The organism is Kribbella sp. NBC_01484 (assembly GCF_036227145.1).
Classification (GTDB): Bacteria; Actinomycetota; Actinomycetes; order Propionibacteriales; family Kribbellaceae; genus Kribbella.
The window spans coordinates 4,999,977-5,024,720 of sequence record NZ_CP109437.1 but is presented as its reverse complement, the minus strand read 5'-3'; the positions used below and the strand labels follow the sequence as shown (position 1 = coordinate 5,024,720).

Genomic DNA, 24,744 nt, shown 5'->3' with positions numbered 1-24,744 from the left:
CTTGTCGGCGTGGTTTCGCTGGCGGCCGCGTTTGCCGCGTCCTCTGCGCCGATCCCGCTGTTCAACCTGTACCGGGCCGAGGAAGGGTTCAGCAACGCCGACATCTCGCTGACCGTTGTCGCGTACGACCTCCCCACCCTCGCGGCACTGCTGGTGATGGGACGGCTGTCGAATCATGTCGGCCGCCGGTCCACCGCGATCGCGAGCCTCGGGCTACTAGCCCTTGGCTGCCTGCTGTTGCTGAACGTGCATGACATCGGCACCCTGCTGGCCGGCCGGGTCCTGATGAGCCTCGGCGCCGGGCTGGCCAGCAGCAATGTCACCGCGTACGTCGTCGACGCTGTGCCCAGCAGGCCGGCCTGGCTGGCCTCCGTCGCGTCCAGCCAGACAGTTACGCTCGGCCTCGCCGTCGGCGCCATCGCCTCCGGCACCCTGGTGCAGTACGGTCCCTCGCCGCGTCACCTCACGTACTTGGTTGCCGTGGGCTCCCTGTTTGTGTCTGCGGTACTGATCGTTGTCAGTCCGGAAACCGTCACCCGGACGCCGGGCGCGTGGCGACCACTGCGACCGAGCGTCCGGGTGCCGTCCCGTGTCAGAGGTCTGCTCCCGGTTGCGGCCGCGGTGTTCCTGTCCACATGGGCGACCGGGGCGTTCTACCAGGCATTCGTGCCGGGGCTGGTCGAGGATCAACTGCACAGCCGCAGCTCGTTTGTCCTCCGCCCTCCGGCACACCGAGGGTCGAGGCGAGTCATCAGCACCAGGGCGTGGCGAGCGCGATGGTCCGGCAGGTACTCGACCAGATCCGCGTTCGTGAGGGCACGGTCACGGCGATCTGTCCCTTCGTGGCCGACTACTTCTCGCGAACCACGGCGTACGCCGATCTGCTCGACTCCCGGCACCCGGGCTACCCCGATCGCGCGACTGCCGAGGCGGCTGAACGGAAGGCCCGTAGATGAATTCTCAACGAAGCGCCGCGCGGTAGGTAAGAGCAGATCGGGGCGCTGACACCGGGACTTGGATCTACCCACTGAGGTTCCATGAGGAGAACCATGAAACGCACTGTCTCCGCTGTCGCTGTCTCCGCACTTGCACTGACGGCCGGACTCGTCAGCACGCCGGCGACCGCCAGCGCCTCGCCTGCATCGGTATCGGCTTCCGTATCGCAAGGCATGGTCTTCGTTCAGAACGATGACCCTACGGGCAACCAGGTCGTGGCGTACCGTCGCTCGGCCGACGGCACCCTGCAGCAAGCCGGGACGTACCCGACGGGTGGTCGTGGCGGAACCCTGAACGGGGCGATCGTCGACCGGCTCGCGTCACAAGGATCGCTCACGTACGACAAGGCACATCGGACCCTGTACGCCGTGAACGCGGGCAGCAACACCGTGACGGTGTTCGGTGTGGCCGGCGACCGGCTGATCCGCCGGCAGGTCATCAACTCGGGCGGAACGTTCCCCGTCAGCGTCACTGTGCATGGCCAGAGGTCTACGTCCTGAACGCACGCGCGGGTGGTGCGGTGCAGGGCTATCTCGGCATCCTCGGCCACCTGGTGCCGCTGCACAGCGAGCATCGCTCGCTTGGCCTGCCGGTCACCACAGGGCCGCAGGAGTTCACGCACACTCCGGGCCAGGTCGTGGTGACACCGGACGGCTCCTCGGTGATCGTGACGACCAAGGCGGCCGGCAACAGTCTGCTCGTGTTCGGTCGGTATGGCCTGGCTCAGCTGACGAAGACACCCACGGTTGTCGACGATGCCGGCAACGTTCCGTTCGCCGCGGTGTTCGACCGCTTCGGCCGACTGGCCGTGGCCGAGGCCGGCTCGAATTCCGTCGCGACGTACGCGGTCGAGCCTGGTCATCGTCTGCGCCTTCTGAACAGGACCGCGACCGGACAGATGGCGACCTGCTGGATCGTCGGTGCCGGAGGCAACTACTACCTGTCCAACGCCGGAAGCAACTCGCTGGCCGGATACCACGCGGAGCGCGACAGCTCGCCCGTCGGCCTGGGCAACAAGGCAACAGGTGAGGGCACCGTCGACGCCGCTGCCACGCCGGACCAGCGCTACATCTACGTACAGACAGGGAAAGTGGGAGCTGTCGACGCGTTCCGGGTCGCGTCCAATGGATCCCTGACCAAGATCACTACAGTCCGTCCGCGCTTCGGCTCGACCTCGATGCAGCAGCACCGTCGTCCCCAACGCAGCCGGCACGGAAGGCATCGCTGCCAGCTGAGCACCTGACGATACAGAAGCCCGAGTGGGCACCCACTCGGGCTTCTGCGGCATCTACACCTCGTTCGTCAGCGTGCGGCTGCGTCTCCAGGGTCGTGGGGAGGATCAACTTGCAACGCTTCGACTGCACCCAGCAAGCTGCACAGGTCAGTCTCCTCCACCTGGACCTCCTCAGGGTCGTCGAGCCACCGGTCGGGTGTCTCGGGCTCGGCGGCGTCGGGCCGACTGTTGGCGATCAGCTCCAAGTCGGCCTCGACCTCGGCTGCCAGTTCATCCAGCACCGGCCCGCGCTTGCCGTCCGGCAACTGTCCATCAGTGTTCATCGACTCGCCCTTTCGGCATGGTTACGCGCGATCCGTCCTCGACGATCGCTCGCTAACCCGTGTCCGTGAGCCGGCACGTCCTTACGGCATCAGCCGCGATGAACCTTGTATTTGTGAACTGCATGGTCCACAAATGGCTACACTGGCGGCATGGCAAGAACACCCAAGCCTCTCGAACCGGCGCGCGAGGAACAACTACTGCTGGTGGCGGCCCGGCATTTCGCCGCCGCGGGGTACGCAGGCACCTCGCTGAACACGGTCATCGCGGAGGCCGACTGGGGAAAGAGCTCTTTCTACCACTACTTCTCCGACAAACGCCGACTGCACGATCACGTCGTCCGCACGCTGGCAGGACGCCTCACCGAGCAACTCCAGGTGCCCGACCTCAGGACGCTGTCAGCTGTCCAGTTCTGGCCTGCCATGACCGAGCTCGCCGAACGCCTCGACCGAGCGTCGAAGCGGCGGCCCGAGACCCGGCTCCTCGGCGAGATGTTCCATCACCCCGCCGACGACGACGACGGGCAACTGCAGGAATTCCGCGCCCAAGTCGAGCACTGGCTGCGCCGAGCACTCGCCCACGGCCGCAAGCACGGCGTCATCCGCAACGACCTCCCCGAAGAACTCCTCGCCCAACTAACGCTCGCCGTACTACGTACCCTCGACCACTGGGCCGTTCACAACCCGCGCACCCGAGGCCGACGCGTACCGCCCCAACGCTCCATCGACCTGATCCGCGACCTCATCGCGCCACGGTAGTCAAGCGCTCTCGCGCCAGAGTGCTAAGGTAACCATTCGTAGACCAGATGGTACACGAATGGGGGCGTTGTGAAGGAGTGCGTGCTCAACGGCGAGCAGGTCCTCGGACGACCTCGGCGCAGCAGACGCGTTCGTACGAGACCGGCCTGTCAGCGCGCGAACCGCAGGCGCTCGCGGACGTCACCCGGCTGATCTTGCGGGACAGCTGGGCCCCGTTGCCGCGCCGCAGTTTCGGCGACACCAGCAGCATCCTGCGCACAACATCCATCGTCTGAAGCAGAAGGAGAACGGACAATGAGGGTTATGGTCGCCGGTTCAACTGGCCATCTGGGGCGGCACATCGTCCGGGTGTTGAAGGATCGCGGGCATTACGTACGGGCGTTGGCGCGCGATCCCGCGCGGTTGGAGCCGGTTCGGGATGCGGTTGACGAGGTGTTCACGGCTGATGCCACCGACGAGAAGGCACTCGCAGGCTGCTGTGACGGCACGGACGCGGTCATCAGTTCTGTAGGACTCGTCGGCAAGGCAGGCAACAAGACCTCCTGGGACGTGGACTACGCGGCCAACCGGAACCTGCTGGAAGAGGCGGTCCGTGCCGGGGTCGGCAAGTTCGTCTACACCTCCGTGGTCCGCGCGCCCGCCCTCGAGAAGCTGCAGCTGGTCCGCGCGAAGCGTGCGTTCGAAGCGGACCTGCGCGGTTCCGGGCTGGCGTACACGATTCTCTTGCCCAATGGCTACTTCTCCGACTTCGACGCGTATCTCGAGATGGCCCGCAATGGTCGCGTCTACCTCTTCGGTGACGGCAGCTTCCGGATCAACCCGATCGATGGTGCCGACGTCGCTGCAGCCGCAGTCGACGCGCTCGCCGCAGACGCGAATGAGGTGGAGCTGGGCGGCCCCGAGGTCCTGACACACGAAGAGATCGGTCAAGAGGCCTTCAGGGCCTTGGGTGCGACGCCGCGCATCAGGCACATCCCGACCTGGGTCATCAAGTCCAGCCTCGCACTGCTGCGGTGGGTGACGCCACTGCGCGTGCACGGGGTCATCGAGTTCCCGCTCACGGTGCTCACCCACGACGTACTCTCCCCGGCCATCGGCCAGCACCGTCTCGCCGACCACTACAAGGAAGTACCGCCTACTCGATGACCACTTGGGCGGTGTCGAACGCTACGTACCCGGTGAAGTCGTGGCCGACCGTTTCGATCGCCGACCGCTTGGGATGCGGGTAGCACCACGCGGTGTCGACGTACTCACGGTGCGGCGTTTCCACGCTGTAGTACCGGGCCGGCCCCTTCCAGGGGCAGACATAGGGAGTCGGGCTGTCCTTCAGGTTGCCGATAGTCAGCGAGTCCGGGGGAAGTAGCGACTCCCTTCGATCGAGATGATGTGTTCGCTGTCCGCCTCGGCGAATAGCACGCCGTCAATCGTCGCTCGCACTGTGATCCTTTCGGTCGGGTCCGTCTCGCTTCACGGGTTCCCGGGACGTATCGGGTTCGGGGGTGACTGCGGTGTCGTCGACGGTTCCCAGCAAGTAGTGCGTGAGCGGCGAATGCTCGTTCGGATGCTCGATCGGCTGCGTCGGAAGCCCTCGGCCTTCCAACTCGTCCCAGGTCGAGTCGGCGATGCGCCACAGCCGGCGCGCGATCCGGCCGGCGAGGCCGGCGTGCGGAGAGTTGGGGTGCGGTCTGGTCGCCGAGCTCCACTGCCGCTTCGCCAGGGACCGGGCCACCTCCACGGCCCCGTCGGCCCCGTGCAGCTGCTCCAGGCTGGACACGACGTCGGTCTCGAACGATTCGTGCTCGGTCAGTAGCCGCTCGGCGTCCCGCCACGTCTCGGCGACGCTCAGATTCAGGAAGCGTGCATCCCCGTACGCCCTACCCTTGAGCACCCGCAGCGCCTGCTCGAACTTCTTGAGATTGTCCACGAGGACCGCGGTGTCGACATCGGAGGCCGCTCTGGAGGCTGGGAGCAGGACGTCGGCGACGGCCGCGGCATGTTGCGCACCGACGGCCGTGAACTCGTCCAGGATGCGGCGTCTCGCGAACCCGTCGACCTCCGGATCCTGAGCACGCGCGGCGAGGTCCCTGAGGCTGGTGTGCTGAGCATGCACCAGTTGCTGCAGAGGGGCCGACCTGGAGCGCGGCCGGATCGCCGGGTGGGACGGATCGAGTACGACCAGGTACGTCGGATGGCCCTGAAGGAACCGCTCGACCGCCGGGCAGTAGTTCGTGATCCGGACCTCTTCGGCGATCAGGTCGTCGAGGACCGCCTGGATCAGGGCCGTACCGAGGCCCCGGCCACGATGATCCGCTGTGACCTCGGTATGCCCAAGGACGCGCTGTCCACCGAGGACACGGAAGTCGAGGGTTCCGGCGGTCGTGCCCTCCAGGCGCAGCTCATAGCGCCGCAACTCCTCGTTCTCGACCACACTCAGCTCACGCTGGGCGTCGTACATCAGGGTTCTCATCGCTGTGCGGTCCTTCCGTGAGCCGTCGTGCCGATACTGGTTGTTCGCTCGACCTCATCGAGCTCCAACGGCTCGTCGTCGACAACATGCACCGCGGCTTCTTCGGCGCTCGCGGCGCCGCCGTCGATCCCGACGTCGGCCGCGATCACCTCTTCCTCGAAGTCGAAGTGCGACCCCTCATCGGGCGCCACGAGACGACCGGCCCGTTCGTGTCCGACCTGTGGGCCGTCGACGAACTCCGGCAGGGTCCCGTACGGGTCGATGTCCGGCTCCTCCTGCGCGAGCCGCTGCTCGAACGTCTCGCCCTGCAACGCCTCCGCCGCGGTCGTACCGAAGCCCTCGCCGGCCGACCACTTCTCCGGGGGTGAATAGCCTTCGTCGAGCAGGTCGGCGACTCCGCGGCCGTCGAGCGTGTCGGAGGATTGGAGCTGGTCCTCGTCGTCCACGCTGTAACTGCCGTAATACTCGCGGCTGACCTCGCTCATACGTCCTCCTGACTGCGGGCCGACCACGTGCCGACTCCTCACGAGACTTGGTGTCGGTTACGGCCCGCGTGCTTACCCGTCCACGGACGTTACCGCGAGGTACACTCCCCCGATGGCGGAGAGCAGCTCTGAAATGCCGCACAGATCGTTGCTCTGCCTCGATAGGCTCTTGGCGTGGCCGAGACAGTGAACGAGCTCGATCGCCGCCTGACCGTGCGCGGCGCGGCCACGCGAGCCCGGATTGTCGCCGCAGCCGACGAGCTGATGTCCCTCAAGGGCGCCGCCGCGACCACCTTGGACGAAGTGACGGCGGCGAGCGGGACCAGCAAGTCACAGTTCTACCGGCATTTCAGCGACAAGTCCGCCCTGGTCCAGGCGGTGATCGCGCTGCGCGGCAGTCGGGTGCTCGAGCGCGAGGAGCAGTACCTCCGACGGGTCGACTCGTTCAGTGGCCTCGAGCGCTGGTGCCGGGCCATCCTCCAGCGCGTCACAGCACGCCGCGGAGCGCTGGGCTGCGAGCTGGGCTCACTCTCGACCGAGCTCTCCGACCAAGACGAAGCCGCCCGCATCGACCTGGACGCCCACCTGACGTCCTGGATCTCACTGCTGACCGCCGCACTCGAGCGGATGAAGGCCAACGGGACCTTGTCCGACGACGCCGATGCCTCGACGCTGGCGACGGGCATCATGGCCGCGCTGCAGGGCGGCTATGTTCTCGCCCAGGCGGCTCACGATCCCGGGCCGATGCGTATCGCCCTCGAACTGGCGATGGACTCCGTCCGGCTGCACACAACGTCACCCGCCAAGTAGCACGTTGCCGTTCAGGCCGGACGCGGCAGGTCGAGGAGATCGCCGTACTCCGGGTTCAGCTCGACGAACTGGCGTACGACCGTGCAGTAATTCGACACCTTCACGGACCTCGTGCGCATGTCGTCGAGAGCGCGGCCGACCAGCACCCACGAGAGGCCTCGTCCGCGGTAAGTCGGCTCGATCACGGTGTGCATGATCGACAGGGCGCGAACCGATCACGTGGTAGATCAGCAGCCCAGCCTGCTCACCTGTGATGACCGCGATCACGATCCTCGTGGCAGCGCCGTACCTCTGGCTGCGTTACTTCATTTTCTCCTGAAAGCACCGACCTCACTCCCACCACCTGACGAGGACCCGACATACGGCGACCTGCCGGTCGGATCGGTGGATGGCATAGTGCCTCCAGCGGTGACGAATTGAAGGGGCTGGGAGACTTGGGGCGCTGGCGGGACAAGGTCCGGTACTGGTTCGACGGCATGATGTCGCGTGGTACGCCGGCATTGATCGGGCTGCTCGGGCTGGCATCAGCCGTGATGGTGGTCGTGATCTCGGCGCTCGTACTGCTCCTCGCCCCGGGTGACGTCGCCGACCACGGTGCGTGGCACGGTGTGTTCTGGATGAGTTTGCTCCGGACACTCGATCCCGGCACGATGGGCGGCGACCAAGGCGGGCTCGTGTTCCTCGGGTTGATGCTGGCGGTCACGCTGGGCGGCATCTTCATTGTCAGTTCGTTCATCGGCGTCCTGACCACAGGCCTGGAGAACAAGATCGCCGTACTCCGCAAGGGCCGGTCGCGCATCGTCGAGCAGGACCACACCGTCGTCCTCGGATGGTCCGAGCAGATCTTCACCGTCGTGGCCGAACTCGTCCAGGCGAACCGGAGCAACCGGCGGTCCTGTGTGGCAATCCTCGCCGCCAAGGACAAGGTCGAGATGGAGGACTCGATCCGTTCGCGCGTTCCCGACCTCGGCCGCACCCGGGTCGTCTGCCGGTCGGGGAACCCATTGCATCCCGCCGACCTCGACCTGGTCAGTCTGTCCTCGGCGCGGTCGGTGATGGTGCTGCCTTCGGACGGACCGGACTCCGACATCCACGTTGTCAAAGTGCTGCTGTCGTTGGGCAGCCGCGCGACCGGAACCACTGAGGGGCCCCATGTCGTCGCCGCCGTCGCCGACTCGACCAACCTGCGCGCCGCCAGGCTCGCCGGTGGCGGCCGGGCGCAACTGATCGGCGCCGACGAACTCGCCGTACGACTCCTGGTCAACGCCCATCGCCAGTCCGGCTTGTCCGCAGTGTGCGCCGATCTGCTGGCCTTCACCGGCAACGAATTCTATCTTCGGCCCGAACCCGGGCTGGCAGGAAAGACCTTCGGCGAGATCGTCCATGCCTACGAACTCGGCATCCCGGTCGGCCTTCGTCGCGTGGACGACGGGACCATCACACTGAATCCCGATCTCGGCCAACGGGTCGGGGTTGCGGACGAGGTGATCGTGCTCGCCGAGGACGACACACTGATCCGGCTCGCTGACGCCTCACCTCGCATCATCCAGGGCGCGATCTCACCCAGGCCACGCCACGACCCGGCGCCGGAACGCACCCTCATGCTGGGCTGGAACAAACGCGCGCCACAAATCATCGAGCTGCTCGACAAATTCGCCTACCCGGGCTCGCAACTCCAGCTCGCCTGCACCGAACGCGTCGACCACCTGATCGATCCGACCGCCAACCTCAGCATTGCCATGACTCGTTGCGACCCGACCAACCGGACCGACCTCGAGGCCCTTCAGCCTCGCACTTGCCAGCACGTGATCGTGCTGGCGTCCGATGGCCTCGGCATCCAGGAGGCCGACGCCCGGACACTCATCACCCTGCTGCACCTGCGCGACCTGGCCGAAGATCTCGACCACCCGTACTCGATCGTCAGCGAGATCAACGACGACGCCAACCGCGAGATCGCCGAGGTCACCCGCGCCGACGACTTCGTGGTCAGCGAGAAGCTCATCAGCCTCCTCCTGACCCAACTGACCGAGAACCGCCACCTGGCCGCGGTGTTCGAGGACCTTTTCAACCCGACCGGCGCCGAGATCTACCTGAAACCCGCCGCCGGTTACCTACTCCCCGGCATGCCCGCCAACTTCGCCACCGTCGCCGAAGCGGCCACCCACCACGGTGAAACCGCGATCGGCTACCGCGTCCACACCGACTTCTACCAACCGCCGTCGTACGGCGTCGTCCTCAACCCACCCAAACAAGCTCCGCTCACCCTGACCGACAAGGACCGCGTCATCGTCCTGGCCGAGGACTGACGAGCAGCAGGTCCAGCAGCGCCGTACCTGCTGGCTGCGGTACTTCGTCTTGTTCTGAACCGGCTTCAGCGGGACTCGAGGACCGATTTGAGGCGGGCGAGGTCTTTCTGGTTGGCGCGGCGCATGGCGGCAGACATCAACGGCGCGGCGACACCGGCGAAACCGGACGGTTCGCCGCGGTTGCGCAGCATCATCCGGGTGGCCTTTCCGCCGGCCGACGACCACTCGTAACTGGTCTCCATCGGGAACGGCCCCTGCGCCGTACGCATCACCAGCCGTTCGAAGGGAACCAACTCGACGACCTCGTACGTGTAGGCAAGTCGTCGGCCGAGGAACTGCGCGACGAAGTCCATCCGCGAGCCGACCGCGACCGGCGGCTCGGTACGCCACTGGACCGATTCGATGTTCGCGTACCACTCGGGCGCGTTCGCCGGGTCCCCGACGTACGCCGCAACCTCGAGCACCGGCCGCTCGATCACAACCTCGGTGACCACGTCGACAGCCATCATCCCTCCTCGCCCCGACTGTAGGCCCACCGGCGAGGCCTCGCCATCAACTGACCGTCCGGCACTGTCCGGCGAAACTGCGACATAGGGCTGTCGCCACCGACCGGGACAGTAGGCTCAACCCGCCGCGTGTGGGGCACCCTGCTCGCCGAAACGGTCGATTTCGCCCGGATCTCGCTCAATCAGGAGCATTGACTGTCCATCTTGTCCGTCCCGCGTTCGTAGTGTGGGTGAGAGCGGGAACTGTGTCTCGCCCCGCCGGAAGGATCCACGATGACCTATTACATGTTGCGGCCAGGACAAGCCGTCCAAGGTCCGCCGCCGTCCGACGGCGAGATGCAGGAGCACATGCAGGCGATCTGGCGGCTGGAAGCCGAGATGAAGTCGGCCGGCACCTGGGTCTTCGGCGGACGGTTGCACGACCCGTCGACCGCGACCGTCGTACGCGCCGAGGCGAACGACGTACTGACCACCGACGGGCCGTTCGCCGAAACCAAGGATCATCTCGGCGGCTTCTACCTGATCCAGACGACCGACCTCGACGGAGCGCTGGAGCTGGCCGGGAAGGTCAGTGCCCTGATCGGGGCCTCGATCGAGGTCCGGCCGTTCGTCGACGAAATGACGTCCTAGCGCCCATGGTGATCGACCGCGAGGCGATCGGCCGGATCTTCCGCACGGAATCCGGCCGGTCCGTCGCTGCCCTGGTCGCGATGTTCGGCGACATCGAACTGGCCGAAGACGCGGTCCAGGACGCGTTCGCGATCGCCGTACGGCGCTGGGCGGCCGACGGCATACCCCCGAACCCGGGCGGCTGGATCACCGTCACGGCAAGAAACCGAGCCATCGACAAGGTACGCCGTGATGCCCGAGGCAACCAATTGCTCCGGGCAACCACCATGGAACCGGCCGCAGCCGTGCCCGACGACCGGCTGCGCCTCATCTTCACCTGTTGCCATCCAGCACTCGCCCCACAGAGCCAGGTCGAACTGACCCTACGGCTGCTGTGCGGCCTGTCGACCGCCGACGTCGCCCGAGCATTCCTCACCACCGAACCGACCATGGCCAAACGCCTCGTGCGAACCAAACACAAGATCAAAGCGGCGAACATCCCCTACCGGATCCCCGCCGACACCGAACTGCCCAACCGGCTCCGCGCGGCCCTCGCCACCGTCTACCTCACCTACACCACCGGATACAGCCGCTCGCCCGACCTGTCCGAGGAAGCCATCGAGCTCGGCCGAATGCTCCGGCTGCTCATGCCCGACGAACCCGAAGTCGCCGGCCTCCTCGCCCTCATGCTCCTCACCCAGGCCCGACGACCAACCCGCACCGACGGCACCGGCGAGCTCGTCCTGCTACGCGACCAGGACCGCCGACAATGGGACCGCGACCTGATCCGGGAAGGACACAACCTCGTCCGCTGGTGCCTACACCGCAACCAGCCCGGCCGCTACCAACTCGAGGCAGCGATCGCCGCAGTCCACGCCGACGCCACCACATTCGCCGACACCGACTGGAACCAAGTCCTCACCCTCTACGACCAACTCATCGCCATCGCCACCACCCCGGTCGTCGCCCTCAACCGCGCAGTCGCAGTCGGCGAGGTCCACGGCCCAGCCCAAGGCCTCCACGAGATCGACCAACTCAACCTCCCCGGCTACTACCCCTTCCACGCGGCCCGGGCGGAATTCCTCCACAGACAAGGCCATACCGACGACGCCGCCCGCGCCTTCGACACCGCCGCATCACTCGCCCCAGAAGGCCCCGAACGCCGCTACCTCCAACACCGCGCCACAACCACCTGAGCGGCGCCGTAGCGATCGGGTCAGCGACCTCCGAACTCGATCCGCACCAGCGGGAGCCTAGTACCCACATCCGCGCGCAACGGGCCGTCGCCGGCGAGGTCCGGCAGGTCCAGCGTCCGCCCCAATGCCTTCGCGGATCGTTGGTGGCGATCGCGATACTGCGCGAGCCGCGTCGGCACCTCAGCTGCCGGAATCGGCTCGGCGGCCGACGACACTCCACGTCGAAAGCCGGTCCACACCCGCACATCCGGATGTGCCAGCACATTGCGGTACCACTGCGCGCCACGGCCGTACCCGGAGACGATCACCAGGCCGCGAGAATCCCACTCCAGCACCTCCAGTACGACGTACCTGCGCAGCCCGCTGGTCCGCCCGACGTGCTCGAGCATCACCAGCCGCCGCCCGAACACGAACCCCAGACCCGCCCGGAACAACGGAATCGGCGACCTCGCGAGCGCTCGAGGAATGCGCCGGGTCACAGCCTCGGCCAGCATCCCGCGCATCGCGGTCACCACCGCCTCGCCGAGCAGAGCCGGCATCGACGAGAAGTGGTAGTGCACGACGCTCGGACTCACCCCCGCACGCTCAGCGAGGATCCGGGTGCTCACCGCGGACCAGCCCCGCTCAGGCACGAGCTCGATCGCCGTACTCAGCAGCCGCTCGCGCACCTGCAGTCCGTGCTCAGCGCCAGGCGGCACCACAGTCTCCGTTCAGGACGCTCGTCCTGTACGAACGCCCTGAGTTTACACCGCCACCCGCATCACAGGCCGTGGTAGGCCAGACCCACGGTCAACGCGGCCACGGCTTCATAGCCGTTGACGAGATCGCGATGACCGCATCTGTCGACGTCAACGGGATCGCTCTCGTACGACGCGGGCGATGTCGAGGCGGCGTACGGCGCGGACGGCCGGCCACTGGGACAAGGTCGCGGCCGCCAGTACGGCGACAACCGCCGCGGGAACGACCCACCAGTCGAAGGTGAGGCGGAAGGTGAACAGGTCGCTGCTGAACGACCCGAGGAACCCTCTGGCTGCCAACAGGCCTGCGGCGACACCGATCGGAAGCCCGAGGGTGGTCGCGGCCAGGTTCTCGGTCGCGATCGTGCCGGCCACCCGCCGCATCGGCACTCCGGCCGCACGCAACGTCGCGAGTTCGTTGGTGCGCTCAACGATGTTGACGGCAAGCGTCACGTACATGATCACCGCCGCGAGGATGGCGCCGAGCACCACCATCGTCCCGACGAACGCCCAGAACAGCCCCAGGAACTGGTCGAGCGAGGCGGTCACCGCGGTGGCATCGGCGTACGCCACGACCCCGGGGAGAGCCGTCATGGTGCGTCGCATCGCGTCGCGATCCACCCCCGACCCGAAGCGGACCAGATACGTGCTGACGGCCGAGTCCGGAAGTAACCGGGCCGCCTCCGATTCGCTGGTGTAGATCGCGGTGCCGACCGGCTCGTCCAAGAGACCCACCAAACGAAGGCCGGTCGACGCCTGTGCGGTGGTCAGCGTCACCACCTGGCCGACCTTGACGTGTAGCGAATCGGCAAGCCGACTCCCAGCCAGGAAGCCGTTATCTGGAAGGCTGATCGCCTTGCGATCGACAGACACGAAGCGGTGCATCTGAGTGTCGGTTCGAAACCCCGTCAACGTGGTGGCGTAGCTCCGGTCCCCCAGAACCGCCGTGACCCGGCCCACGCGGATCGGCTCCGCAGCCGACACTCCAGGAACCGAGCTCAGCCGATCCCCCGACCCGGCCGCGACAGTGACCGTCGCATCCTGCCGCTCGATCTGGCCGTACTGACGGCTGATCGCATCCGACAGGCTGGTCAGCATGCCGATCGACGTCAGCACCAGGATCAGCGCCAGTACGACGCCGAGCATCGTGGCCAATGTGCGACGCAGATTCCGACTCACGTCGCGCAGCGCCATCCGCGCGGCCACCGGAAGCCAGCGCGCCCCGGCAACCAGGTGACTCCATCGTCCCGGCGGTCGACTCGCCGTCTCGTTGCGCATCGCCTCGGCCGGGACGGTCCGCGCCGCGGTGACTGCCGGAACCGCCGCACCGACGAGCCCGATCAGCGCAGCGAAAGCGACTCCCATCGCAATCAGGTCGCCGTGGACGGAACGCGTCACCGTGTCAGGGATCCCCAGAGCGCCGGTGTAGCCGCGAGTCAGCGCGCCGGTCAGCGCCGTACCGAGCGCTGCGCCGCACAGGCCGCCGAAGAGTCCGATGAGCAGGCCCTGCTGGAGATAGTGGCGGACCAGCCGGCCGCGTCTGGCACCGGCGGCCATCAGAGTCCCGATCACGGACCGCTCGGCGAGCACCTTCCGCGCGAGCAAAACGTACGCCGCGACCGCCGCAGCCGTGAGGAACAAGAGCGGGAACGCGACAGACAACTCGGAGAAGCCGTTCAAGTCCTCGTGCAGTGTCGCGTTGGACGCCTGGTCGGCCTGGTTGGTGACATCGGTGGCTCCCGCGGTCCGCAGTGCTGCAGTTACCGCGCCCTCGTCGGCGTCAGCAGGGAGCCGAAGGAGAACCTGGTTCGGCACGCCGCCGTTCAGGCGCCGTACAAGATCCTCGTCCGCGAACACGACTGCGAACGCATGCGGATCCCCGAGCACGTCCTGCCTGTTCCGTGCCGGCCACAGGTACTCCGCCGACCGGACGATCCCCCGCACCTTGACGGTCTGCCATCCGGCCCCGGCGTACACCTGCAGGGCGTCACCGGGAGCGAGGCCATAGGTATCGGCGGCGTGTTTCTCGATCAGAACGCCATCAGGTTCGTCGGCCCCCAGGTAGGTGCCGTGGTCCAGATCGACCGCATCGACGGCCGGCTGGCCGCCGATCGGCAGGCCGACGACCCGGCCGATCAGCTTGGTGCCATCGATGAGCATCGGCGGATCGACCTGCGTTCGAACCGTCACGCCGACCGCGCCGGCATCGCGAGCCGCGGCCGCGACCTTGTCCGGGTCGCCACCCGTCGCGACCAGATCCGCGAACCGCAACCTGTCGTACGTGCGCTGGTAGGACTCGCCGAGATTCCGGAACGCGCCGGCGCTGGCGATGAACAACATGACCCCGAGAAGCACCGTGACCCCGACCGCGACAGCCTGTGCCCGTTGGCGGCGAAGATCACGCAGTGTCTTGTGGGTGATCGCGCGCATGCCGATCACCAGGCCACGTCGGTCGCATCAGCCGGCTGCGGATTGCGTCGTACGGACTCGATCCGGCCGTCCACGACCGTGACCACCCGGGTGGCGATCTGCGCGACGGACATGTTGTGCGTGACCATGACGATCGTCAACCCATCGCGGTTCAGCCGCTGGAGCAACTGCAGGATCTGACGGCCGGTCGCCAGATCGAGCGCACCGGTCGGCTCGTCAGCCAGCAGCAGATCGGGCTCCGTCGCGAGCGCGCGCGCCAGCGCGACCCGCTGCTGCTGACCACCCGACAGCTGCGCCGGGAAATGATCCATCCGATCCCCGAGACCGACCTCGCCGAGCAGGCCAGGCACGCGCTCCTTGTCCCCCCGTCCGGTCAGCTCGATGATCACCTCGACGTTCTCCCGAGCCGTCAGCGTCGGGATCAGATTGAAGAACTGGAAGACGAGGCCGACATGGTCGCGACGGAAGTCCGACAACTGCGCCGGACTCAGCTGCGAGATCTCCTCGCCGGCCACGACCACCTCGCCCGACGTGGCCGACTCGATACCGCCGATGATGTTGACCAAGGTCGTCTTGCCCGACCCGCTCGGCCCCGCCACGACCACGAGATCGCCGGGCTCGACGTCCACATCGACACCACGCAACGCGTGCACCTCGGCATCGCCACGGCCGTAGGTCTTCGTGACGCCTCGCAGTCTCACCCCGGTCTGCGTCTCGACCAGCTTCGACATCTCCGTAGTCATGACACCTCCCCGGTGAACACTCCTTCGGTGTAGGCGGTGACCACCTCGGCCGCCCATCGCCGCATCCCGTCCGGACTCAACGGGTCAACTCCCAGCACCGCCGTGAGCTGGTCGCGCAACAGCACCATCGCCAAGTCGTTGACCGTCAAGAACGCAGCCCGTACCGCGACATCGGCCGACCCGCGCATAGATCCGGCGGCCGTCAACTGCTCGATCATCACCACACCGGCATCGAACAACTGCCGGAACAGGACCTGCCCGGCCGCGTCACCGTTCAACAGCAACCGCCGCAGGTACGCCGGAATCGGCGACCCCGGCGGAACCGCGGCTAGCATCAACTCCGCGAAACTCGCCGACGACCCGCCCGAGAAGTCACCCGGATCGGCCGCCACCGCCGCGAACATCTCGTCGAATACGCCCGCGACGTACTCATCGACCACCTCACGCAGCCGCTGCTTGGAACCGTAGTGATGAAGCACCAGCGCGTGCGAAACACCCGCGGCGGCCGCAATGTCTCGCACGCTCACCGCATCCGCACCACGAGCCGCGAACAACTCCAGCGCCTGATCACGAATCCGTGCCCGCGCCGTTAGATCATCGACTGACCGCATGGTCACCATACTAACCATCTGGTCAGCGCCTGGCTAGGCTCCGTCCAGGCCAAGGCGAGAATGCCAACTCATCCCGTCCTTGTCGGCGGCGAATGTTAGTGGCTAACATTTGGAGGTGGGTTCACGGGCGGATCGGACGCGGGACCGGCTGCTGACGGCGGCTCTGGAGTTGTTCGCCAAGCACGGGTACGACGGAACGAGCGTGAGCGAGATCGCCGCCCGGGCCGGGGTCACGGAGATGACGTTCTTCCGGCATTTCCGCGCCAAGGCGAGTCTGCTGGTGGACGATCCCTACGATCCGGTCATCGGTGCGGCGATCCGCCGGCAGCCGGTTGGTCTTGATCCGATCACCCGCGCGGCCCGGGGAGTCCGTTCGGCGTGGCGTCAGCTTCCGCCGCCGTCGGTGGAGGAGGTGCGGGTGCGGCTTCGCATCGTCGCCCAGACCCCGGCGCTGCGAGCGAGCATCGCCGGCGGGACGGCCGCGACCGAAGCAGTGATCGCCGATGCTCTGACCCGGGGTACGACCAGCCGGCAGGAAGCGTTGATCGCGGCGGGAGCGGTGATGGGCGCACTCAACACGGCCCTGCTCGAGTGGAGCCTGACCGACGACGATGCTCTCGGAGAGGCGATCGAGACCGCCCTGGATCTCTTGGAGGATCGGAGTGGCTGAGCACGCGGTCGAGGCACGAGATCTGGCCCGTACGTTCGACGACGGCACCGGTATCCGGGGCGTGGACATCTGGGTCGCGGCAGGTGAGGTCCATGCGCTGGTCGGGTTGAACGGTGCCGGAAAAACCACACTGATGCGCCTCCTCCTGGGCATGCTCAAGCCGGCCACCGGCACGATCACCATCGCCGGCCAAAACCTGGATCACACCGACTGGACGGCGGTCGGGCACCTGGTCGACTACCCGCTGGCCTACCGGGAGCTGACCTGCAAGCAGAACCTCGCCCTCGGCGCCAGGCTGCGCGGGGTCACGCCGGCCGCCATCATGAACATGGTCGAAGCAGCGATCGCCGAACTCCATCTGACGCAGTACGCCGATCGTCGCGCCGGCAAGCTGTCACTCGGCAACCGCCAACGCCTCGGCCTCGCCTCGGCACTGCAGCACGACCCGCGCTTCATCGTGCTCGACGAACCCACCAACAGCCTCGACCCATCCGGCGTGATCCTCCTCCGGGAGGCACTCCTGCGTCGGGTCGAGGCCGGTGCCGCCGTACTGGTCAGCAGCCATCACCTCGACGAGGTCGCGCGCATCGCCGGTCGCATCTCGGTCCTGAATGCCGGCCGGATCATCGGAACTCTCGATCCCCACGGTGTCGACATCGAGCGCGCCTTCTTCGACCTCGTACACAGTGACGACGTGGCCGCATGATCACCGGCCTCGTCACCGAGTTCGCCAAACTCGCGCACGCGACCGTGGTGCGAGTCACCACGGTCCTTGTGGTGCTCGGGATCGCCCTCATCTGCGCAGCGATGCTGCTGGCAGTCCACACCGACGATCCCCAACTGGCCGCCAAGCTCGGGCCACTCATCGATCCCGGCGGTTGGGCCGGCTACATCACTGTCGCCATCCAGGTGACCGGCGCAGCAGGGTTCGTCGGGTACGGCGTCGTACTAAGCTGGCTGTTCAGCCGTGAATTCGCCGACGGCACCATCACCGGCCTGTTCGCGATCCCGGTCTCCCGGCCCACGATCGCGGCCGCGAAGCTCGTCGTCTACCTGGCGTGGGGACTCGTCACCGCTGCCGCCCTACTGTTCACCCTGATCGTCCTCGGCCTGGCCAGCGGACTCGGCGCCATCCCCGCCGATGTCGTACCATCCATGGCCCGGCAGTTCGGTCTCTCCGTCTTCACCATCGTCCTCGCGACTCCCGCGGCGTGGGCAGCAACCCTCGGCCGCTCGGTGCTCGCCGGAATCGGAACCACGATCGCCATCCTCGTCCTGTCCCAGGTGAGTGTCATTTCCGGAGCCGGCGGCTGGTTCCCGTTCGCCGCACCCGCGTTGTGGGCGATCAACAGCGACATCACCGTCACCCCCGTCCAACTCACTCTCGTGCTACCAGTCGTAGCAGTCAGCGTTGCCCTGACCCTGTCGTCCTGGCGGCACCTCCAACTCGACCACTAGACGATCAGTCGGACTCCACCGATGTCCCTCCGGTGGCCAAGTCGAGCGATCTTTGAGAGTTCATGACGTTACGCACGACCACTCAGCGGGTTGCCGACAGTCGAGCGGTCACAGGCCGCTTGATTCAGATTGGCTGCATCATCCCTGATGGCTCCTCTCGTCGCCCGCTACGTCAGTGCCTCTCGTCTTACCAGCGGCCACCGATAGCGTGGGGGCGACTAACAGGCTGATCGCGGCATGTAGGGTCCGCCGGAGCGATTGGCCGTCAGCGCCGGCCATCTGCGAGGGCGAGCGCGGCGGGGAGCCTGCGTAACCGCAGCATCGCGACCGTCCCGAGCAGTGGCCCGATGGCCAGCGGCAACAGCGCGTACCGCCAGCCGGCGACATCGACGGCGACCGGGACGAGCCGGATGCTGACGATGGTGAGCGTGAACCCGAGCGCGAGCTGCAGAGCGAGCACCGACCCCGCGTAACGCGGCTCGGCCAGTTCGGTCACCGCGGCCGAGAACTGCGCGGAGTCGGCGATCACGGCGGCGCCCCAGACGAGCATCGTCGCCACGAGTATGGGAAGCGCGGCCCCGTAGATCAGCGGGCTGACCAGGCAGCAGGCCGCGCTGAGCAGCATCGCCGCGCTGGTGATCGCGGTGCGTCCCAGCCGGTCGGCCAATCGTCCGGCCACAACGGCTCCGAGAAGGCCGGCCACCCCGATCGCCAGGAACGTCACCGTACCGGTCTCGAGCGAGCCAGGGTTCGAATGCACCTGCGCCGCGACGAAGAACGCCGACAACCAGCTCCACAGCGCGTACAGCTCCCACATGTGACCGAGGTATCCCATCGTGGCCAACCGCAACGGCTGCTCGCGGGCCAGTGCCCGTGCCGCAGCGCCGACGTCGAGCGGAGGCGTGGGAACCGCCACCGGTCCCGGGCGCACCGTCCAGACCGACACGGCCCCCAAGACGGCGAGGCCGGACGTAACCCCGATCGTCGACTGCCAGGGGATGTGGCCGAGACCGCGCACCAGGTGTGGCGTCCCTGAGCCGAGGGTCAGCGCGCCTACGACCACGCCGGTCGCCACGCCGCGTCCGCGCTCGAAGTGCGTGGCGACCAGCCGCACCGCCGGGGCGTAGACTCCGGCGAGCGCGACGCCGACCAGAAAACGGATCGGCAAAGCGAGCGCGAGGCCGTGGGCCATCAGCAACCCTACGTTCGACACGCCTGCCACGACCGCAGATCCGGCGATCAGCCAGCGCGCCTGCAGCCGGTCGGGCAGGTTGAGCACCGCCCCGCCCACGCTGCCGATCACGAAGCCGACCTGAACGACGATGACCAGCCACGCGGCGCCGGTTGACGTCAAGTGCCAGTCGTCCTCGAGAGCCGGCACGATCGCCGTCGCGCTGAACCAGGACGCATTGGCCAGCACGGCCGCGAGGGCCACGAGGACGAGAGCTCGGCGCCGCTCATGGTTGGCCACGTCAGCCCTCGTCTGCCTTGATGTAGCGGAGGAATCCGACAACGTCGTCCGCGACCAGCCGTCCGATCGCCTCGCTGGAATACACCGCCGTAATGACCTCGCCCTGTGGATTGAGTACGAAGCCGGACGACTGCAGGTAACTTCGATCGGCGCTGACATACGCACCGGTTGCCTCCGACACCTTGTCCACGTCGGCGCTGTGGGCGACGGGGAACCTCAGCTTGTGCTTCTCGACGAGATCGGCGCTGGTCGCCTCGTCGTCGACGGAGAGCGCGACAACCTTGGCGTTCAGCTCGGCGAGGGTCTCCGACGCGCGCGAGAACGCGGCGAGCTGGGCGTTGCAGTACGGGCACCACGATCCGCGGTAGATCAAGACGATGCCGAACGAGCCGGCGAGATCATCCGGGAGGCCGATTGAGCCGCCACCCACCGCCGGAAGCGACAGGGACGGGAACTGCTGGCCGTTGTGCAAACGAGACACGGGATTCCTCTCTGAACTCCAATGAAATGGACCAACTGGTCCACCTTGATGGAATCGAATTGGACTATCAAGTCCAATTGGGATTACGATTCGAGGATGCCTACGAAGCTCCGCGCCGATGCCCCCCGCCTCACCGCACGCGGCGCCGTGACACGAGCGCGGATCGTCGCCGGTGCGGCGGAACTCATCTACGAGCGCGGCGTTGGCGGCACCAGCCTCGACGACATCATGGCGGCCACCGGCACGAGCAAGTCGCAGCTCTACCACTACTTCGCCGACAAGGACGCGCTCGTGCTGGAGGTGATCCGCACCCAGCTCGCCAAGGTCATCGCCGGGCAGGAGACGCAGTTGCGCGAAGTGTGGTCGTGGGACGGCCTGCAGCGTTGGCGCGATCACGTCGTCGAGGCCACCCGTGCCACAGGTGGCGTGGGCGGGTGCCCGCTCGGCTCGCTGTCGAGCGAGCTTGCCGACCGCTCGGAGCCGGCTCGTCGCGTGCTCGCCGACTGCTTCGCCGAGTGGGAGAAGTACCTGTTCGACGGGTTCACCGCGATGCGTGCCGACGGTGAGCTGTCCGCGGACGCCGACCCGCAACTGCTCGCGACCGCGGTGATGGCCGCGCTCCAGGGAGGGTTACTGCTGTCCCAGGCCACTCACGGGGTCCAGCCGCTCGAGCTGGCCCTGGATATGGCACTGGATCACATCAGGAGTTGTCGACCCGCGAACCACTGAGCGGCGGTCGGCTCAACGGGTCGAAACTGATGAAGGAATTGATTGCCGGCGAACTCGGGGCGGTCGTGATGGACGACGTGCGCGGCGCTCGACATCCCCGCCCCACCAGCGCCGGTCAGGAATCAGCTCAGCCGGCCAGCATCCGCTCGAGCTGGATCGGATCGCCGAGGTACACCTTCCCGGCGCCTTCCGAAGCGTCATCCGGCCAGACCACGGTGTCGCCGGCTGCGATCCCGGCAACGATTCTGCGTGCGACCTCTTCGGGGGCGGCCTTGTCGGCAGCGACACCTGTCAGCATGTCCGTGTCGATTCCGCCCGGGTACGCTCCGACAACCGTGATACCGCGGTTGCGAACCTCGGCGCGCAGAGCCTGGGTGAATGAGTGCGCGGCGGCCTTCGACGCCGAGTATCCGGCCATCGGTCCTACCGGAGCCAGGGCGATCAGCGTCAGCACATTGGCGATCACAGCCGGGCCGTTCGACTCCAGTACAGGGACGAACGCCCGGCTGACACGGACGGTACCGAGGTAGTTGGTGTGCATGTCGCGCCCGAAGAGGTCGATATCGCCTTCCAACGGACCGCCGAATCCGAGAACGCCGGCGTTGTTGATGAGCAGGTTGACATCGGACGCAGCAGACGCGGCCGCGTCGACGCTCGCCTGGTCGGTAACGTCCACGGCAAGGATGCGTACCCGCGGATCGCCCGCGACGGCCGGGTCGATGGTCTGCGGATTCCGCGCAGTGGCGTACACCTTCGTGGCTCCGCCGGCCAGTAACTCGGCTACGAAGCAGGCCCCCAAGCCGCGGTTGGCCCCGGTGACCAGAGCTGTGCTTTCGTCGATTTTCACAATGATCTCTCCTTCGAGCAAATGAACGAGTAGACCGTATTGCGTCCTACGTACGCGGATCGATGCTTGATACTCGCAATATCTTGCCCATTCGTCTCACCGTGGATCGACTCGCGCACACAATGGATAGCATCGAATGTATGGACCTGTTGGCTGAGGTGCTGGCTGCCGCCGGCGTACGCGGCACCGTGGCGGCATCGGTACACGCCAGCGAACCGTGGGGGCTCGAACTCGATCGCATACCCGGTGCCGCCTTCCACGCGATCACCGCCGGGACTGCGTGGCTTCGGTTGCCCGGCCGGCCCGACGTGCGACTCATGCCAGGCGACGTTGTGTTGCTGCCGACCGGAACGCCGCATGCACTGTCCAGCGAACAGGACGTCGTCCTCGAGCCGTTCGACCATCTGGCGGCCGAACAGGCGCTCGCAGACGACGGTGTGTTGCAGGTCGGAAGCCGGCCCGGGCGCACCCGGATTCTCTGTGCCTCTTACAGACACGACCCTGCCGTTGCGACGCCGCTACTCACGTTGCTGCCAGACCTCGTGCATGTCCCCGCCGGGACAGGCGGCGCCGCGCTCGACGACACCCTACGGCTGCTCGGCAACGAACTCACTCACCGTCAACTGGGCGCGGCGACGGTGCTCGACCGACTCGTCGACGTCTTGCTGATCCACCTCCTTCGCGCCTGGATCGACACGGAGTCGGTCCGATCCTCCGCGTCGTTGTTTCGGGCGCTCGGCGATCCCGTCATCGCGGCCGCGCTCTCAGCGCTCCACAGCGACCCTGCACGTCCGTGGACCATCGACTCGCTTGCGGACGAGGTGGCAGTCTCCCGAGCAACACTGGCCAGACGCTTCCCAGCGCTCGTTGGTGACACGCCATCGGCCTATCTCACACGCTGGAGAATGGATCTCGCCGCCCGCAGACTTCGTGACACCGACGACCCGATCGAGCAGGTCGCGAAATCCGTCGGTTACACCTCGGTGTACGCGTTCTCGCGTGCGTTCTCCCGTACTCGAACCCAGCCCCCGGGTCGCTATCGAGTTGAATCTCGTGCCGCCGACCGCGGCCCGGGTTCGGACGAACCGCCACCAGCCAGGCCTTCCCTGTAGTGACCTTCGCTCTCAGCCGGATCCTGGACGCGGCCACGGCCGTGACCGGTGCAACGTCGTTGCCTGCTGAGATCCCGGCATCGGCGACCACGGTGACATCGAGAAGCTGGTGGGCGGTCACGACCGACTCGATGACCGGGAGCAGCGTCTTGGTCTCGGCTGCGGTAGGTGAGTACGGATGCCCACGAGCCGGTGAGGTCATCGGGAAGGCGCAGGGTGCCGCCGCCGACGGCGGGCAACTGCAGGCTGGGAAAGACTGAGCCGTTGGCCAGTCCGGTCATCCGTGAATCCCTTCTTAGTCAAGGCGGTGGGGCGCCCGGCTGGGCGCCCCACCGCGTCAACTGGTTCAGTGCTGCGAATCGGGCAAAGGTGTCGCAAGGTTGTCGGTCGGCGCCTGGTCGATGAAGCCGATGACGGGGCAGTTGATGATCACGCCCTGGGCGCCGTACGGCGCGCCGCCGGGCCCGGTGATGAGGTCGGGTCGGCTGGCGGCCAGGTTGAAGATCTGGTTCTCGTCGATCTGCCGCTTGTTCAGCCCGAGCTTGATGGCCTTGTCGGTCCATTGCCCGAACTGGGCCTCCCAGATCGGGCTGTAGGCCTCCGCATGTCGCGGGTCCGCCAGGGTTGGGAAGTCGCCCTGGACGTTGAGCGCGTCACCACCGTTGCGGAGTGCGTCGATGAGTGCTGTGTTGCCGGCCGAGGCGTCCTCGGAGGCGTGGCCGTCGAGGATCAGGTGCGCGATGCCCTGTGCCTGCGGGTTGTTGGCTCCGGTCTGTCCGTTGAGGAACGGGAAGATCCGCTCCCGGGCCGACCCGAGCGCGTCGTCGCCGCCGTTGTAGGCGATCTGCGAGAGCGCCGGCACATAGGTGGAACGCTCGAGGGTGGCGGTGCCAGGGTCGTTCGACTCGGTGCTGATGTAGAGGATGGCCTGACCCGCGTCGAATCCCTTCACCAGCAGCAGGTCCACCCACGACTGATTGAACTTGCCGGGCCCCGCGGGCGGCGCGATGTGGATGCCCAATACGCGGTCCTCGGTGTTGGTGTGGTGGACCACGTCGAACGGACCGTCGCCGGTGGCAACAATCGGTGCGTTGTAGACGACCGGCGAGCCGGCCAGCCGGATGAACGGGCTGTAGTCGGCGTCACCAACGCCCCCCGGCTGGGCCTTCGCCGGCGGGAACCCGTCCGGCCCGGGCTCGAGCACCCGGGTCGGGCTGAAGTCAGGCGCGCCGGGCCGGTCGATGACCGCCGTACCGAAACGGTTCGCCTCGGGAGTCGGTGCCACGACAGTCGCTGTCTGCACGCAGGTCGCGCACCCGATCCCCACGTTGTTCAACTTGGCGGCGTGGTTCACATCCAGATCGGCGGCGATGCCCGGATCAGACGCCTCGGTGATGACATACCACACGGTTTCGCCTTTGACCGTTGCCTTGAACAACGGCAAACGGACCGTCTCACGGGTCAGATCCACCTGCAGCGCACTGCGGATGGTGAGATTCTCGGCCGGCAGCAGACCGCTCTTCTGGCCCGGGAAGCTGGACGCTGAGGTCTCGGCCGCCTGCGCCTGCGTGTGCGTAGCGGCGACCGCGCCGCCACCGACGGCCAGCGGCACCACCAGCGCCATGGTCATCGCCGTTTTCCGTGCACGGCGACCAGTTGGCCACCGGAGTACTGGATTCATCGCTTCTCTCCTCGGAGACAGCTCACCAGTCCTCTCTGGACTGATTGGTCCAGCCAAGCCGAGGCACGGCGGACCGTCTAGCCCAG

At 66.9% G+C, this 24,744-nt stretch carries 29 protein-coding genes and 1 pseudogene; 15 read left to right on the top strand and 15 right to left on the bottom strand.

Annotated elements, in window-relative coordinates; genetic code table 11:
- Positions 1-9: 9 nt before the first annotated feature.
- The 4 genes and pseudogenes from OG555_RS42935 to OG555_RS24685 form a co-directional block, all read left to right on the top strand.
- Positions 10-624 (top strand): annotated as a pseudogene (locus OG555_RS42935) (MFS transporter); the annotation flags it as partial.
- Between the two features lie 11 nt (positions 625-635).
- The gene (locus OG555_RS42930; protein ID WP_442914538.1) at positions 636-956 is read left to right on the top strand and encodes a GNAT family N-acetyltransferase; all 321 of its coding nucleotides are present in this window, start codon (positions 636-638) and stop codon (positions 954-956) included.
- 213 nt (positions 957-1,169) lie between these two features.
- Positions 1,170-1,496 (top strand): hypothetical protein, encoded by a 327-nt coding sequence (locus OG555_RS24690; protein ID WP_329474915.1) that lies wholly within the window; start codon positions 1,170-1,172, stop codon positions 1,494-1,496.
- Between the two features lie 20 nt (positions 1,497-1,516).
- Entirely contained in the window at positions 1,517-2,239 is a 723-nt protein-coding gene (locus OG555_RS24685; RefSeq protein ID WP_329474914.1) for a hypothetical protein, read from the top strand.
- 59 nt (positions 2,240-2,298) lie between these two features.
- On the opposite strand, the gene OG555_RS24680 is transcribed toward OG555_RS24685, so the two are convergent.
- Positions 2,299-2,553: a hypothetical protein gene (locus OG555_RS24680; RefSeq protein ID WP_329474913.1), complete on the bottom strand. Its 255-nt coding sequence runs from the start codon at positions 2,551-2,553 to the stop codon at positions 2,299-2,301.
- A gap of 150 nt (positions 2,554-2,703) precedes the next feature.
- Here OG555_RS24680 and OG555_RS24675 point away from each other — a divergent pair, with 150 nt between their 5' ends.
- Positions 2,704-3,309 (top strand): TetR/AcrR family transcriptional regulator, encoded by a 606-nt coding sequence (locus OG555_RS24675; protein ID WP_329474912.1) that lies wholly within the window; start codon positions 2,704-2,706, stop codon positions 3,307-3,309.
- Positions 3,310-3,394: 85 nt separating this feature from the next.
- Here the strand turns inward: OG555_RS24675 and OG555_RS24670 are convergent, their stop codons facing one another.
- Positions 3,395-3,577, bottom strand: coding sequence for a hypothetical protein (locus tag OG555_RS24670; RefSeq protein WP_329474911.1), 183 nt, complete (start codon positions 3,575-3,577; stop codon positions 3,395-3,397).
- 35 nt (positions 3,578-3,612) lie between these two features.
- On the opposite strand from OG555_RS24670, the gene OG555_RS24665 reads away from it, so the two are divergent.
- Positions 3,613-4,455 carry an SDR family oxidoreductase gene (locus OG555_RS24665; RefSeq protein ID WP_329474910.1) on the top strand — a complete coding sequence of 281 codons (843 nt, stop codon included), beginning with the start codon at positions 3,613-3,615 and terminating at the stop codon, positions 4,453-4,455.
- Here the strand turns inward: OG555_RS24665 and OG555_RS24660 are convergent.
- From OG555_RS24660 to OG555_RS24650, 3 genes are all read right to left on the bottom strand, one after another.
- On the bottom strand, positions 4,445-4,639 hold the full coding sequence (locus OG555_RS24660) for a DUF427 domain-containing protein (protein WP_329484864.1): 195 nt from the start codon (positions 4,637-4,639) through the stop codon (positions 4,445-4,447). The genes OG555_RS24665 and OG555_RS24660 overlap by 11 nt on opposite strands.
- 90 nt (positions 4,640-4,729) lie before the next feature.
- A complete protein-coding gene (locus tag OG555_RS24655; RefSeq protein ID WP_329474909.1) occupies positions 4,730-5,776 on the bottom strand; it encodes a GNAT family N-acetyltransferase in 1,047 nt (348 codons plus the stop codon).
- Positions 5,773-6,261 (bottom strand): DUF5709 domain-containing protein, encoded by a 489-nt coding sequence (locus OG555_RS24650; protein WP_329474908.1) that lies wholly within the window; start codon positions 6,259-6,261, stop codon positions 5,773-5,775. The genes OG555_RS24655 and OG555_RS24650 overlap by 4 nt, the downstream gene beginning before the upstream one ends.
- A 174-nt stretch (positions 6,262-6,435) precedes the next feature.
- Between OG555_RS24650 and OG555_RS24645 the strand changes: the two genes are divergently transcribed.
- Positions 6,436-7,071, top strand: a complete 636-nt coding sequence (locus OG555_RS24645) for a TetR/AcrR family transcriptional regulator (protein WP_329474907.1) — start codon at positions 6,436-6,438, stop codon at positions 7,069-7,071.
- A gap of 11 nt (positions 7,072-7,082) precedes the next feature.
- Here the strand turns inward: OG555_RS24645 and OG555_RS24640 are convergent, their stop codons facing one another.
- Positions 7,083-7,256 carry an N-acetyltransferase gene (locus tag OG555_RS24640; protein WP_329474906.1) on the bottom strand — a complete coding sequence of 58 codons (174 nt, stop codon included), beginning with the start codon at positions 7,254-7,256 and terminating at the stop codon, positions 7,083-7,085.
- A 249-nt stretch (positions 7,257-7,505) separates the two neighbouring features.
- Between OG555_RS24640 and OG555_RS24635 the strand changes: the two genes are divergently transcribed.
- Entirely contained in the window at positions 7,506-9,377 is a 1,872-nt protein-coding gene (locus OG555_RS24635; RefSeq protein ID WP_329474905.1) for a CASTOR/POLLUX-related putative ion channel, read from the top strand.
- A 65-nt stretch (positions 9,378-9,442) separates the two neighbouring features.
- Here the strand turns inward: OG555_RS24635 and OG555_RS24630 are convergent, their stop codons facing one another.
- A complete protein-coding gene (locus tag OG555_RS24630; RefSeq protein WP_329474904.1) occupies positions 9,443-9,883 on the bottom strand; it encodes an SRPBCC family protein in 441 nt (146 codons plus the stop codon).
- A 273-nt stretch (positions 9,884-10,156) separates the two neighbouring features.
- Between OG555_RS24630 and OG555_RS24625 the strand changes: the two genes are divergently transcribed.
- Together OG555_RS24625 and OG555_RS24620 are read left to right on the top strand one after the other, a co-directional pair.
- On the top strand, positions 10,157-10,513 hold the full coding sequence (locus OG555_RS24625; RefSeq protein ID WP_329474903.1) for a YciI family protein: 357 nt from the start codon (positions 10,157-10,159) through the stop codon (positions 10,511-10,513).
- 5 nt (positions 10,514-10,518) lie between these two features.
- The gene (locus OG555_RS24620; protein ID WP_329474902.1) at positions 10,519-11,688 is read left to right on the top strand and encodes an RNA polymerase sigma factor; all 1,170 of its coding nucleotides are present in this window, start codon (positions 10,519-10,521) and stop codon (positions 11,686-11,688) included.
- A gap of 20 nt (positions 11,689-11,708) precedes the next feature.
- Here the strand turns inward: OG555_RS24620 and OG555_RS24615 are convergent, their stop codons facing one another.
- The 4 genes from OG555_RS24615 to OG555_RS24600 all read right to left on the bottom strand — a co-directional run bounded on the left by OG555_RS24615 (position 11,709) and on the right by OG555_RS24600 (position 16,209).
- Positions 11,709-12,386 (bottom strand): nitroreductase family deazaflavin-dependent oxidoreductase, encoded by a 678-nt coding sequence (locus OG555_RS24615; RefSeq protein WP_329474901.1) that lies wholly within the window; start codon positions 12,384-12,386, stop codon positions 11,709-11,711.
- A gap of 150 nt (positions 12,387-12,536) precedes the next feature.
- Positions 12,537-14,855: an ABC transporter permease gene (locus tag OG555_RS24610; RefSeq protein WP_329474900.1), complete on the bottom strand. Its 2,319-nt coding sequence runs from the start codon at positions 14,853-14,855 to the stop codon at positions 12,537-12,539.
- 5 nt (positions 14,856-14,860) lie between these two features.
- On the bottom strand, positions 14,861-15,598 hold the full coding sequence (locus tag OG555_RS24605) for an ABC transporter ATP-binding protein (protein WP_329474899.1): 738 nt from the start codon (positions 15,596-15,598) through the stop codon (positions 14,861-14,863).
- Positions 15,595-16,209: a TetR/AcrR family transcriptional regulator gene (locus tag OG555_RS24600; RefSeq protein ID WP_329474898.1), complete on the bottom strand. Its 615-nt coding sequence runs from the start codon at positions 16,207-16,209 to the stop codon at positions 15,595-15,597. Before OG555_RS24600 ends, OG555_RS24605 begins: the two co-directional genes overlap by 4 nt.
- 115 nt (positions 16,210-16,324) lie before the next feature.
- Here OG555_RS24600 and OG555_RS24595 point away from each other — a divergent pair, with 115 nt between their 5' ends.
- From OG555_RS24595 to OG555_RS24585, 3 genes are read left to right on the top strand one after another with little or no spacing between them, the layout of a single operon-like run.
- A complete protein-coding gene (locus OG555_RS24595) occupies positions 16,325-16,879 on the top strand; it encodes a TetR/AcrR family transcriptional regulator (RefSeq protein ID WP_329474897.1) in 555 nt (184 codons plus the stop codon).
- Complete coding sequence (locus tag OG555_RS24590) at positions 16,872-17,585, top strand: ABC transporter ATP-binding protein (RefSeq protein WP_329474896.1); 714 nt, start codon at positions 16,872-16,874, stop codon at positions 17,583-17,585. Before OG555_RS24595 ends, OG555_RS24590 begins: the two co-directional genes overlap by 8 nt.
- Positions 17,582-18,337: an ABC transporter permease gene (locus tag OG555_RS24585; protein ID WP_329474895.1), complete on the top strand. Its 756-nt coding sequence runs from the start codon at positions 17,582-17,584 to the stop codon at positions 18,335-18,337. The genes OG555_RS24590 and OG555_RS24585 overlap by 4 nt, the downstream gene beginning before the upstream one ends.
- A 265-nt stretch (positions 18,338-18,602) precedes the next feature.
- On the opposite strand, the gene OG555_RS24580 is transcribed toward OG555_RS24585, so the two are convergent.
- Together OG555_RS24580 and OG555_RS24575 are read right to left on the bottom strand one after the other, a co-directional pair.
- The gene (locus OG555_RS24580; RefSeq protein WP_329474894.1) at positions 18,603-19,808 is read right to left on the bottom strand and encodes an MFS transporter; all 1,206 of its coding nucleotides are present in this window, start codon (positions 19,806-19,808) and stop codon (positions 18,603-18,605) included.
- A gap of 1 nt (position 19,809) precedes the next feature.
- A complete protein-coding gene (locus tag OG555_RS24575; protein ID WP_329474893.1) occupies positions 19,810-20,289 on the bottom strand; it encodes a peroxiredoxin family protein in 480 nt (159 codons plus the stop codon).
- 96 nt (positions 20,290-20,385) lie between these two features.
- Here OG555_RS24575 and OG555_RS24570 point away from each other — a divergent pair, with 96 nt between their 5' ends.
- The gene (locus OG555_RS24570) at positions 20,386-21,018 is read left to right on the top strand and encodes a TetR/AcrR family transcriptional regulator (RefSeq protein ID WP_329474892.1); all 633 of its coding nucleotides are present in this window, start codon (positions 20,386-20,388) and stop codon (positions 21,016-21,018) included.
- A gap of 127 nt (positions 21,019-21,145) precedes the next feature.
- Here the strand turns inward: OG555_RS24570 and OG555_RS24565 are convergent, their stop codons facing one another.
- Complete coding sequence (locus OG555_RS24565) at positions 21,146-21,865, bottom strand: SDR family NAD(P)-dependent oxidoreductase (RefSeq protein ID WP_329474891.1); 720 nt, start codon at positions 21,863-21,865, stop codon at positions 21,146-21,148.
- A 62-nt stretch (positions 21,866-21,927) separates the two neighbouring features.
- Here OG555_RS24565 and OG555_RS24560 point away from each other — a divergent pair, with 62 nt between their 5' ends.
- Positions 21,928-22,977, top strand: coding sequence for an AraC family transcriptional regulator (locus OG555_RS24560; protein ID WP_329474890.1), 1,050 nt, complete (start codon positions 21,928-21,930; stop codon positions 22,975-22,977).
- A gap of 346 nt (positions 22,978-23,323) precedes the next feature.
- Here OG555_RS24560 and OG555_RS24555 read toward each other — a convergent pair whose 3' ends face one another.
- The gene (locus OG555_RS24555) at positions 23,324-24,607 is read right to left on the bottom strand and encodes a DUF7482 domain-containing protein (RefSeq protein WP_329474889.1); all 1,284 of its coding nucleotides are present in this window, start codon (positions 24,605-24,607) and stop codon (positions 23,324-23,326) included.
- Positions 24,608-24,744: the final 137 nt, after the last annotated feature.